7 protein-coding genes are annotated in these 11570 nt (G+C 56.3%); 5 read left to right on the forward strand and 2 right to left on the reverse strand.

Features of this window, described 5'->3' with window-relative positions; genetic code table 11:
- Positions 1 to 13 precede the first annotated feature (13 nt).
- Positions 14 to 2380: a TonB-dependent siderophore receptor gene (locus HMPREF1556_RS02150; protein WP_021666563.1), complete on the reverse strand. Its 2367-nt coding sequence runs from the start codon at positions 2378 to 2380 to the stop codon at positions 14 to 16.
- Positions 2381 to 3258: 878 nt separating this feature from the next.
- Between HMPREF1556_RS02150 and HMPREF1556_RS02155 the strand changes: the two genes are divergently transcribed.
- The 5 genes from HMPREF1556_RS02155 to HMPREF1556_RS02175 all read left to right on the forward strand — a co-directional run bounded on the left by HMPREF1556_RS02155 (position 3259) and on the right by HMPREF1556_RS02175 (position 10462).
- The gene (locus tag HMPREF1556_RS02155) at positions 3259 to 4185 is read left to right on the forward strand and encodes a hydrogen peroxide-inducible genes activator (RefSeq protein ID WP_021666565.1); all 927 of its coding nucleotides are present in this window, start codon (positions 3259 to 3261) and stop codon (positions 4183 to 4185) included.
- A gap of 124 nt (positions 4186 to 4309) precedes the next feature.
- Positions 4310 to 5239 (forward strand): hypothetical protein, encoded by a 930-nt coding sequence (locus tag HMPREF1556_RS02160; RefSeq protein ID WP_021666566.1) that lies wholly within the window; start codon positions 4310 to 4312, stop codon positions 5237 to 5239.
- Between the two features lie 448 nt (positions 5240 to 5687).
- Positions 5688 to 8375, forward strand: a complete 2688-nt coding sequence (locus HMPREF1556_RS02165; protein ID WP_021666567.1) for a DNA gyrase/topoisomerase IV subunit A — start codon at positions 5688 to 5690, stop codon at positions 8373 to 8375.
- Between the two features lie 20 nt (positions 8376 to 8395).
- Complete coding sequence (locus HMPREF1556_RS02170) at positions 8396 to 9391, forward strand: DUF3316 domain-containing protein (protein ID WP_021666568.1); 996 nt, start codon at positions 8396 to 8398, stop codon at positions 9389 to 9391.
- Positions 9392 to 9394: 3 nt separating this feature from the next.
- The gene (locus tag HMPREF1556_RS02175) at positions 9395 to 10462 is read left to right on the forward strand and encodes a S41 family peptidase (protein WP_021666569.1); all 1068 of its coding nucleotides are present in this window, start codon (positions 9395 to 9397) and stop codon (positions 10460 to 10462) included.
- 98 nt (positions 10463 to 10560) lie between these two features.
- Here HMPREF1556_RS02175 and HMPREF1556_RS02180 read toward each other — a convergent pair whose 3' ends face one another.
- Positions 10561 to 11367, reverse strand: a complete 807-nt coding sequence (locus HMPREF1556_RS02180) for a DUF3575 domain-containing protein (RefSeq protein WP_044125125.1) — start codon at positions 11365 to 11367, stop codon at positions 10561 to 10563.
- Positions 11368 to 11570 lie beyond the last annotated feature (203 nt).

Below are 11570 nucleotides of genomic sequence, written 5' to 3' on the forward strand. Positions count from 1 at the left end.
TTAATATAGTTTTTTAGGAAGTAGAGGTGGTCACGAGTGCATTCGTTGGCTCGTTGGGGAAGAGCTGTGAGCCGTTCAGTACGGAGGTGTAGTTCTTAGCGTTGAGGACGTTGTGCACCTGTACCGCTACTCTGAAGCCAGCAGGCAGGCGGTAGCTAGCCCCGAGGTCGAGCTGCGTGTAGGGAGCGAAAGTCAGAGCTTCGCCTACGTTGTAGTACATCGCATCACGGTAGCTGAGACTGTAGTTCAGCGAGAGATTGCGGAGTGCACCACGCTGGAAGTCATAGTGCCCGTAGGTGAAGAACTGCTTGCGGGGTACCCAGCTCATAGGCGTACCTTCACGGAGGTTCAGTAGCTTAGTTACGGGACCTTCCTTAGCGTCAGCTACGTGGATATCCGTGTAGCTATATCCAGCTACGAGCTCAAGGCCACGGAGGGGACGGATAGTCAGGTCGGTCTCGAAGCCATTACCCTCGGTAGCACCTACCTGCGCGCTGACGCTGTAGTGCTTGGGCTTGCCGTTCTCCTGCTCCGTTATCGAGGTGTAAGCGATCTCGTTGTTGCGACGGATGTGGTAGGCAGAGAGGTTGAGCTGTAGGACATTGGAGAGCGTGTACTTCGTACCTACTTCGAACTGGTAGCCCGACTGAGGATCGAAGTAAGCACCGCCACGGCGCTCCGTGATCAGATTGCCATTCTTGTCGTAGAAGCGCTCACGGCTTGGGTTGAAGCTCGTCGTCTTGTCGGGGATATAGAAGCTCCCTAGGGACGAGTAGAAGGAGAGTGCTCCTGTGGGCTGATAGACGAGACCGAGACGGTAGCTGATCGCCCAGTCGGTAGTCTTCTCATACGCCGAGTGTGCTAGGTCGTCGTAGCTGTGCTTGCCGTCCTTGATCGCAAGACCAGAGGTGTGGCGGTAGCTGTAGTGGTCGTAGCGGATCGCTGCCATCGCCTTGATCTGCTCCGAGAGCTCGAAGACATTGGAGAGGGCGAAGCCGTGCACCCAGACTTGCTGTGGACTGGCTTTGGAGAACTTAGTCTTAGCGTGACCGTTGAAGCTGGGGTTGTAGGTTGTATTCTGTGAGTAGGTGAGGGGCTCGCCATCCGCATCGAAGGTACGGCCATCGGCCTGTACATCGGGGCCGTTGTAGCCCGTATAGGTGGTGCGATTGAGCAGGGTCGTGCCGTAGGCGAAGCGCAGGTTGTTCTTCACAGCTCCGAGGTAGAAGTTGCCCGAGAGATCAAGGGTGTTCTGTAGCGTCTTGGCTATGTGCTCGAAGCGGAGTGGGAAGGTGAACTGAACGTGGTCTAGGTCGTAGTACGTTCTCTTCCCAGTCGCATCCTCCGTGTAGGCTCCGTAGTTAGGGCCAGGGTTAGGACTCGTAGGATAGGAGAGCTCCTCTGTGCTGAAGTAGTCGATATCGTCATAGGCATAGGAGACGTAGTCAGAGAGCTTCCACGAAGGGGAGAGTGAGAGGGTGTACTTGAGGCTACCGTTGTAGGCACGGTTGTACATAGCATCGGAGGCATCATTGTAGCGCCAGTGACGCTTGAGGCCTGGGAGCATCTCGCCCTTCTTGAGGAAGAGCTTACCATCACTCACTCTATACATGTCATCATCCATGACGGGAGCAAGCCCAGCGTCGGTGCCATAGAAGTCATTGCGACCTTCTAGGCGAAGTACTAGGCTGTGGATGCCCTTCGTATAGCTTAGAGTGGCGAAGAGGGAGCGGTTCTTGTCATTCGTCGAGCGCCACTGCTTACCCCCAGAGAGGAAGCCTCCAGCGTAGAAGTTCAGACCATCGGCGATCTTCCCCCCTACCTGTGCCCCGAGGTCGAAGTAGCCTAGGCTACCCCCACGGACGTGTGCCCCGAGGGTGAACTTCTCCTCTGGTACTCGGCGGGTGATATTGACGACACCACCGGTAGCAGCGTAGCCGTAGAGGACAGAGGCAGGGCCTTTGAGCACCTCGATGCTCTCGACATTGTAGAGGTCGCCCAGAGGGTACGAGTTGATCGTGGAGCGTTCGTCTCGGACGCCGTCGACCATATAGACGGTGTTGTAGAAGCCACGGACGGAGACTTCACGGAAAGCCCCGTAGCTGGACTTCATCTGCACGGCAGGTACGAAGCGCATAGCATCGGTGACCTGAGTGATGGCACGCTCTGAGAGGGTAGTGCCAGAGAGGGTGCTGATGGTCAGGGGAAGCTTCTTGGCTGGTACACCAAGCGGGTTAACCCCGATCTCGTGACGCAGACGAGCTGTCACCGAGACGCTGTCTATGTGGTGCAGCGAGTCTGCAGAAGATGTACGCTGGGCATACGCTCCCGTCGAGACGAGGCATAAGACACCCAGCAATGAGACTGTAATAGTCTTCATAGGTGATCTTTATTAAAAATGAATTAAGAGGTATAAATGAGGTTTTGGAGTGGCTTAAGGCAGTCAAGTGAGGAGGTTCTGATGTTGTCCTCTGGCCTTTTGCCGGTACAAAGGTAGGGTTTTCTCTTCATTCCTTGTTCTTTAGATATGGGGGAGCTCCTTCGGAGAAGCTGGTAGCGACTCCTTAAGAAGCGCTACTTTTACCTCTGAAGAGGTACTACTAGCGCCACCCGAGAGGTACTATTGGTGCCTCGAGGGTGGTAACAGTAGTGCCTCCTAGACCTTGCAAGGCTTGGGTGAAAAGACCTTGTCCGGAAGGGAGTAGGGTAGTCCCCTTAGCCGCTCAGTTCGGGTGAAGGTCGTGCCTCTGAGGCACAGCTGTGCTCCCCCTAGGGGCTAGCCCTTGGAGCTCGTAGGGTAGGATGAGGGGATCGGGGAGGAAGGAAACAGCCCCAGCTCGAAAGGAGGAAGAGCTGGGGCTGTGCAATCCATGTGTATTTGTCCGGTATCGGCTGTCGGGAGCCTGTCGATTCGAGGCTACGATAAGATTGCTTCGAATTGGTATAGCAAAGGTGGGAAGATTTTAATGCAAAAGCAAGCGAATGAGCACTGCAGAGAAAGTTTAATCTATATTCACAACTCGGCGGGGCGAAAGTAGCGAATGGGGGGTCTTTACGGGGAAAACCCTCCCTTAAATTTACTCTTTTTAGCGATTAGGTGCTGTGTCGCCCGAGGGGAAGGGACCCTATAATTAGGAAGATATTTAACGAAGGTCTTGAGTTGACTTGCTTTGCCCGCCGAGGAGGAGGTGCTAGGGGGCAGATGCTCCATTGTTCGCAGAGATTGCGGTATATTTGCCTAAGAGAAAACCAAGAAGCATGAACCTACAGCAACTCGAATATATCCAGGCGCTCGATAAGTTTCGCCACTTTGGGCGTGCCGCCGACTACTGTGATGTCACCCAGCCGACACTGAGTACGATGATCCAGAAGCTCGAGGAGGAGCTGGGGGTGAAGATCTTCGATCGTAGCCATCAGCCGATCATACCGACAGCCGTGGGGCGCCGTATCCTCGACCAGGCAGCAGTGATACTCCTACAGATGGCGCAGGTCAAGGAAGTCATCCGTGAAGAGACTGAGACGCTCACGGGGAAGGTACGGCTTGGCGTCCTGCCTACCGTCGCTCCCTATCTCCTGCCGAGAGTCCTGCCCCTGATCAAGAAGCACCTGCCCGAGCTGAAGGTCACCATCACGGAGCTGAAGACGAGCGAATGTGTCTCGGCCCTACTCTCTGGGGAGATAGACATCGCTCTCATCGCCTCTGCCTCCACGTCGGACCAACTGGTGGATCACCCCCTCTTCTACGAGGAGTTCCTAGGCTATGTGCCTCGTCAGTCGGAACTCTTCGCCGAGGAGCATATCCGCTCGTCAGAGGTAGGGAAGTACCAGCTTTGGCTCTTGGACGAAGGGCATTGCTTCAGGGATCAGTTGGTGAAGTTTTGCCATCTGAAGAATGCCCCTCACCAGCGCTTCAGCTATAGTCGAGGTAGTCTGGAGACCTTCATGCACTTCGTAGAGCAGGGCAATGGGATCACGTTCGTCCCCGAGCTAGTTATCGATACGCTTAGCCCCGACCGCCGAGAGCTCGTCCGCTCCTTTGCCCTACCTCGCCCGACCCGCTGTATCACGCTCATCCACCATCAGGAGTACGTACGTCATGCTCTGGTGGAGCGCTTAGGCGAAGTCGTACGCACCTCTGTGCCCAAGGAGATGCTTCGCCTACGTCTGGGGCAGGACCTCGTCTAGTTCGCCCCTCCCTTCACCCCGCTCCGCACCCTCCCAGCCCAGAGGGAGCGAGGAGAAGGTCGCTACTCTATCCCTTCGCCGTCCCCAGTAGGGACGGCTCTACACCTTTAGCCTACCTCTCTGTATGAAAGCCTTGAAATTCATCCCCTTGGCTCTGCTCTTCGTGGGCACGAGCCTCCTCATCTCCTCCTGCAATTCTAAGGGTCGAGATGTGCCCAAGCCACCCAATCCAGGGGGAGGGCAGCTGAATAAGATCGAACGTATCGAGATCACTAAGACCAAGGGCGGACGCCCGTTCCTGACGATCATCGAGACCTTTGACCGAGCTCACCGACGCCTCAGTCTCATCCACGACCAACCGAAGCAGGATGGTACCCCGGGCAGTGAGATCATCTATCAGGAGACCTATAGCTACGACGCCTCGGGACACCTGGTCGAGCAGAAGATCTACGACCTAGGTGCCAAGCAGGCTCCCCTGGTGACGAAGTTCGGATACAAGCGTGACGCCCTCACCCACGAGCAGGTCTTCCTCCGAGGAAGTGACCAGCTCGACTATGAGATCGAGTACAGCTACGACCAGGATCGTATCTCTGGAGGGACGAAGACCGTCTACACGGGCTCGGGAGTGGCTCCCCAGCAGCGCCGTCTCCTCTATAGCTATGCAGGTCCCCGCCTCTTGATCAAGGAGGAGATAGCCACGACCCACCAGATCGTCCAGGCCACCGAGCGTCTCTACGATCCTCTGGATCGCCTGATCCAAGAGAGCCGAGCTGACTATGGGAGCCTCGAGGGAGAATATGGCCTCCTTCGCCGTCGGGTCCATTTATTCAGCTACGGTATCCTAGGTGCTCCGATCCTGGAGGACAAGCGAGTCTATCAGGGCAAAGCGCAGACGCTCCTCAGTTCGGAGAAGAGCGTCGTCACCTATTCTACTGAAGGGGTGACGACTGAAGGCTGGCCAACACGTGCTCGTGAAGAGCGTACCGTCCTGGTCGGAGGCAAGTCACCTATCGAGACCTATAGCTGGACGATCGAGTACACTCGCTTCAAGTAAATCCCCCTTGTGACGGGGCTAGCTCCCCCCTTCGATACCCTGTCTGATCCATCTGTGCCCTAGCTTCGAGTCGAGCGTGACTCGCTGGGGGTACAGGTGGATTTTCTTTGCTCCTTCCCCGCCGGGAGTGAGGGGGCGTGGAAGGGGGCCTTTCCCTTCGTGCCTCCCCCTTGCTTTTGCTCGCCGTGGGGAAGGGCTACGGAGCACCCTTGGGGAAACCTACTGTAGGTCGCACTTGCGACCCACGGTAGGTCGTTGAGACGACCTACGGTAGGTCGTTTCGGCGACCTACCGTAGATCCCTTTTTGACCCCTTCGCCGAGACCTCCGAGATAGGCTCGGGAGTCGGATGCCTTCACTTGGGGCTTCTACACGGGGTTTCTTCGCCGTGATCCCCCCTCTTTTCCGTATCTTTGCCCTCGTATAATATTGGTGTATAGACGATCTACATGAAGCCTGAGTTAGACGACGAACTAGAGACGACCCTCCCCCCTTCCCCCGACGAACACTCCGCCGAGAGCGAAGTCGAGGATCCCGAGCCTCCAGCCTATCAGCCTGCTGAGGGCCTGCCCTATCGCCCCGAGCTAAGCAATCTCTCGAAGATGTACCAGACGTGGTTCCTCGACTACGCCTCCTACGTCATCCTCGAGCGAGCCGTACCGCATATCGACGACGGGCTCAAGCCTGTACAGCGCCGTATCCTGTACAACCTCAAGCGGATGGATAGTGGTAAGCTCATCAAGGTGGCTAATATCGTCGGCGAGACGATGAAGTACCACCCCCATGGCGACGCCTCGATCAACGATGCTCTGGTACAGCTCGGACAGAAAGGCTTCCTCATAGACACACAGGGGAACTGGGGGAATATCCTCACCGGAGACCCTGCTGCTGCTGGCCGATATATCGAGGCTAAGCTCTCAGCCTTCGCCCTAGAGGCCGTCTATAGTGACCGAGTGACGCCGTGGAAGAAGACCTACGACGGCACGACGGACGAGCCTATAGCTCTGCCGGTGAAGTTCCCCCTGCTCCTGGCTCAGGGTGCCGAGGGGATCGCTGTCGGGCTCTCCTCCAAGATCCTATCCCATAACTTCGTGGAGCTGGCAGACGCTGCCTGCGCTTATCTCCGAGGGGAGGAATTTACCCTTTACCCCGACTTCCCTACAGGTGGCCTCATCGACGTATCGCGCTACAATGACGGCGAGCGTGGGGGAAGCCTCAAGTCGCGTGCTAAGATCGACAAGATCGACTCAAAGACCCTAAGCATCTCTGAGCTCCCTGCAGGCAAGACGACCACCACGCTCATCGAATCGATACTCAAGGCCGTAGAGAAGGGGAAGATCCGCATTCGTCGGGTCGACGACATGACGGCTGCCACGACGGATATCCGCCTGACCTTAGCCTCGGGAGTTTCCTCGGATAAGGCGATCGACGCCCTCTACGCCTTCACCGACTGCGAGGTGAGTATCTCCCCGAACTGCTGCGTGATCTACCAGGAGAAGCCCCTCTTCACCACCGTCAGCGAACTCCTACGCTACAGCGTGGAGCGCACCAAGTACCTCTTCGGCGAAGAGCTGAAGATCCTGCTCTCGGAGAAGGAGGAGCAGTACCTGGGAGCTTCGCTGGAGCGTATCTTCATCGAAGAGCGCATCTATAAGGATAAGGCCTTCGAAGAAGCGAAGGATGAGACCACTGCCCTTGCCCATATCGCTAAGCGCATCGAGCCCTTTGCAGACCAATTCCTGCGCCCTGTGACTACGGAGGATCTGAAGCGACTGCTGGAGCTACGTATGGCACGTATCCTCCGCTTCAACCTCCCCAAGCATGAGGCGGCTCTCCTGCAGATCGAGCAGGATATCGCTCAGCTTCGCCACGACCTGAACCACCTAGTCGACTATACCATTCGCTGGTATGAGCACCTAGTCCAGCGCTATGGGTCTGCCTTCCCTCGCCGGACGAAGATCATGAACTTCGGCACCATCGAGGTAACCAAGGTAGCCGAGCTCGACGCTAAGCTTTACATCAATAGAGAGGAGGGTTTCTTCGGCACGGCACTGAAGGATGCGGAGTTCGTCTGCAACTGCTCCAGCCTCGATGAGGTAATTGTCTTCTTCCGCTCGGGTAAGTACTTCGTCGGGAAAGTTGAGGATAAGCGCTTCTATGGTAATGAGGAGGTCATCTACATCAACCGCTATCAGCGCAACGACGAACGTACCATCTACAACGTCGTCTACCGTGATGGTAAGGCAGGCTCTGTCTACGCTAAGCGCTTCAACGTACTCTCGATCATCCGTGACCGTATCTATGATCTGACGCGTGGGAAGGATGGGTCGCGTGTCCTCTACTTCTCAGCTAATGGCAACGGCGAGGCAGAGAAGGTCTCGATCAAACTCAAGATCAGGAATGCCCGGCAGAGACTCTTCCAGTTCGAGAAGGACTTCTCAGAGGTGTCGATCAAGAGCCGTAGCTCTGTGGGCTTCTTAGTCACTAAGGCTGAGGTCCATTCGGTCAGTCTCCTGTCGAAGGGATATTCGACGCTTGGTGGTCGGGATGTGTGGTTCGATAGGGATGTCCTCCGCCTGAACTACAACGAGCAAGGGCAGTACCTGGGCTCCTTCCATGCACGAGACCGTATCCTCGTCGTCCTCAGCTCTGGCGAGTGCTACACCACCGACTTCAGCGACTCCATCCATATAGAGGAGAACCTCCTACGCATCGAGAAGAACGACTCCCGGAAGATCTGGACTGCAGTCTACTACGATGCCGATCAGAAGTACCATTACATCAAGCGCTTCAGCGTCGAGGAGGACCAGAAGCGAGAGAACATCCTCGGGGATAATCCCAAGAATGAACTTCTGCTCCTGACCGACACGTACTACCCACGCCTCCTCGTCGGACGCAAGGAGAAGGACGGGGAGCTACGTACCGTGGAGATCGATGTCGAAGAGTTTGCCCTCGTCAAGAGTATCCGTGCTCGTGGCAAGCGCATCGCTCCCTATCTCATCGACCAAGTAGAAGAGCTCCCTCCGCTCAAGGAGTCCCCTATCTTCGAAGAAGTCTCTGAGGAGCCCCACGGGGACGAACCAGAGGAAGAGGCCGACCTCTTCTCCAACTCTTCGGACGAAGCTCCTACAGAATAACCCTTAGCTACTACCTAGATATGAAGAGAACAGCCCACTATAGCCGAGCTCTTGTGCTCCTCGGTGCGCTCCTGCTACCGCTCCTCGCTCTAGAGCCCCTAGAGGCGCAGAGCTATGAGGGGGATAGCCTCCGTGGTGGCTCGCAGGCGACGAGCATCCTTACCATTCCCGAGCCACAGAGTCGGATGAGCAATGTCACTAGCCACAGCCAGTACCTCGGTATCGGGGGGATGCGCCTAGGCAATACCTACCTCACCCCGCTGAACTACGGGGGGCGAGTCTATAGCTACCTGTCGCAGTCCTCTCGTCTAGGCTATAGGCGACTCAAGGAAGAGACCGAGGCAAAGGGCTCCCTCTTTGCCTATACACCCCGCACGACGGATCCCCGCTGGCTGAAGCATACTCTACTAGGGGTCGACCTGGCTCTCACGCTCAATCCCGCTGGCAATGCTACGATCTATAGCCTCGGCCTGCGCTATGACTGGGGCTACCTCCGTCGTGTGATGGAGGGGAAGGCTGGACGGCTGTATCTCGGTGGGAGCCTCGTAGGCTTCGGGGGCGTCGCCTACAGTACCCGCAACGGGAACAACCCTGTCGCTCTGGACGCTGCCCTCTCTGTAGGGCTCTCCGCTCTATATAGCTATCGCCTAGGGACGGAGCGCTTCCCTCTGCTCCTGAAGACCTATGCGCATACCGATCTGCTAGGGCTAGCCTTTGCCCAAGAGTTCGGTGAGAGCTTCTTCGAGCTCTATTACTACAGCAAGCCCTCCCGCCGTATATCGCTGACGCATCCCTTCTCAAGTCCCGAGCTCTATCTACTGTCGACCCTCGATGTACCTCTCTTGGACTACCTGACGCTCTCTGTAGGCTATCGCTGGGACTACCGCCGTACGGAGCTCCATCAGATCAGGGCTTATCGCCATCAGCATAGTCTGCTCGTCGGGGTGACGACCCATATCCTTCCCCTTCAGGGACGTCGTACAGCCTCCAAGTATTCATCCCTAGTCCCCTTCTAGCCCATGAAGCGCTGTATCTCTATACTTTGCACTCTCCTTGCCTCCCTCTTCCTTGTATCCTGCTCGACGGAGAAGGAGTTTACTGCTGATCCGTACGCCAACTATGATACCCTCTGGCAGATCCTAGACCGTAACTACTGTTACTTCGATCTCAAGCTCCCCGAAGGCACGACATGGCGGGATCTCTACCACAAGCACCGTCGGGACCTTCGTCCCAAGATGACGACCGATTCCCTCTTCCTCATCATGACGGAGCTACTGGCAGAGCTCAAGGATGGACACGTGAACCTCTCCTCGACCTTCAACCTAAGTCGCTACTGGAAGTGGCGCACCGAAGGGCCTCGTACCTTCGATGCAGAGCTGGTGGAGCGCTACCTAGGTGAAGACTACAAGATCGCTGGGGCACTGGCCTACAAGGCGCTGGACTACCCCGACGAAGGGAAGCGGGAGATCCCGCTGGGGTACATACGTGTAGCGTCGTTCAACTCGGGCCTCTCCGATGGCAATGTCTCGGCAGCGCTCAATCGACTGCGTGACTGTGACGGCCTCATCCTCGACCTGAGAGCCAATGGCGGAGGACAGGTATCTAGCTCCGAACTCCTGGCTCGGCACTTCATCGACAAGCGCAGGCACGTCGGCTATATGTCCCACAAGACGGGCCCAGGACACAATGACTTCTCCCGTCAGATCCCCATCTATATCGACCCTCTGACACGGGGTACGATCTGGCTCAAGCCTGTATTCGTCCTAGTCAATCAGGGCGTATATAGCGCAGCTAATGACTTCGTGCTACGACTCAAAGGGCTGCCTCACGTCCGGATCATCGGCGTGAAGACGGGTGGGGGCGCAGGCCTACCGATGTCGTCGGAGCTCCCCAATGGCTGGGGGATACGCTTCTCTGCTTCTCGTACCTACGATACAGCGGGGAAGGACGTAGAGTTCGGTATCGAGCCCGATATCAAGGTCGAGGGCGAACTGAAGCGCACCGACGAGAAGGATCTCTTCATCGACGCCTCGGCACGCCTGCTGACCGTCTGGATCAAGGCGATCAAGAAGCACCTCAAGAAGTAGCCCCCTTCCGCCTAAGACAAAAAGAGCATCCCCCACAGCGATACACTCCGTATCGCTGTGGGGGATGCTCTTTTTCGTGGGGCTAAGCCCTCTGATGCTTAGAAGCGGAAACCGAGGGAGACCGATGCACGGATCCAAGCCCAAGGCGTAGAGACGCTGTTGAGCGATACCTTCTTGGCAGCCTTGTCGAGGTTGATGTCCTGAGCTCCGAGCTTGACGGAAGGGAGGTCAGAGATATTGTCGCTGAGTTCGTAGCGAAGGTCCTCAAGTTCCTTGTCGGTGAGCGCAGTGGCAGAGGAGTAGTCACCCGAGAGGGTCATCTTACCACGACCCGCGTGCAGGCCGAGGATGTTCCAGTCGAGGACGATGTTCTTATTGCGACCGAAGAGCCACTGAGCACCGAGACCGATACCGAAGGAGTTCGTCTTGAAGTCCCCAGAGAGTACGACACCGACGGGCTTAGTGGTAGCTGAACCGTTGTCACGTACATCGAGGTTGAAGGTATAGCCAGAGAGGTTGTAGCTCTGGTAACGGTAGTAAGCCATCAGATAGAAGCCGTGGCCGTAACCACCGCCCGTGTACCAGCGGACCTCGGGAGTGAAGTCGAAGCTCTTCAGTCTCAGAGCACCGAGGTTCGTCTCACCACCTACAGCCTTCTCGAGGGTCGAGACGAGAGGAAGGGCGGTCTTAGGCATCGTAGAGATACCGAGCTGGAAGCTAAGCCCCTTGGAGAGGATACGTTCGGCGGAGAAGCTGTAGGTCTTCAGTGCAGGGCTGGTGATGTTTGCCTTGACGATCGTCTTGCCATCCAGCAGAGCGCCGTGCTCAGGAGTGAACTTAGGGGTCTGAGCTGCCAGGGTACCACTGAGGGCGAGGCCTAGCATGAGCGTAGAAATTTTCTTCATATACATGTTCAGTTTTTAGGTGTTCAACGGCGCAAAGATAATTTAATATCTTGATTTTCTGTCAATATACCAATTTATAGCCTCATTACTTCTGTCTATGGCTTCGGTTTTCGGTCACTTTGAGAGGGGAAAAATCGGGGGTATTGGATCGGTCCTTGGGAAGGTCTGTTTAGCGACCCACGGTAGGTCGCATCGACGACCTA

The organism is Porphyromonas sp. oral taxon 278 str. W7784 (genome assembly GCF_000467855.2).
Lineage (GTDB): Bacteria > Bacteroidota > Bacteroidia > Bacteroidales > Porphyromonadaceae > Porphyromonas.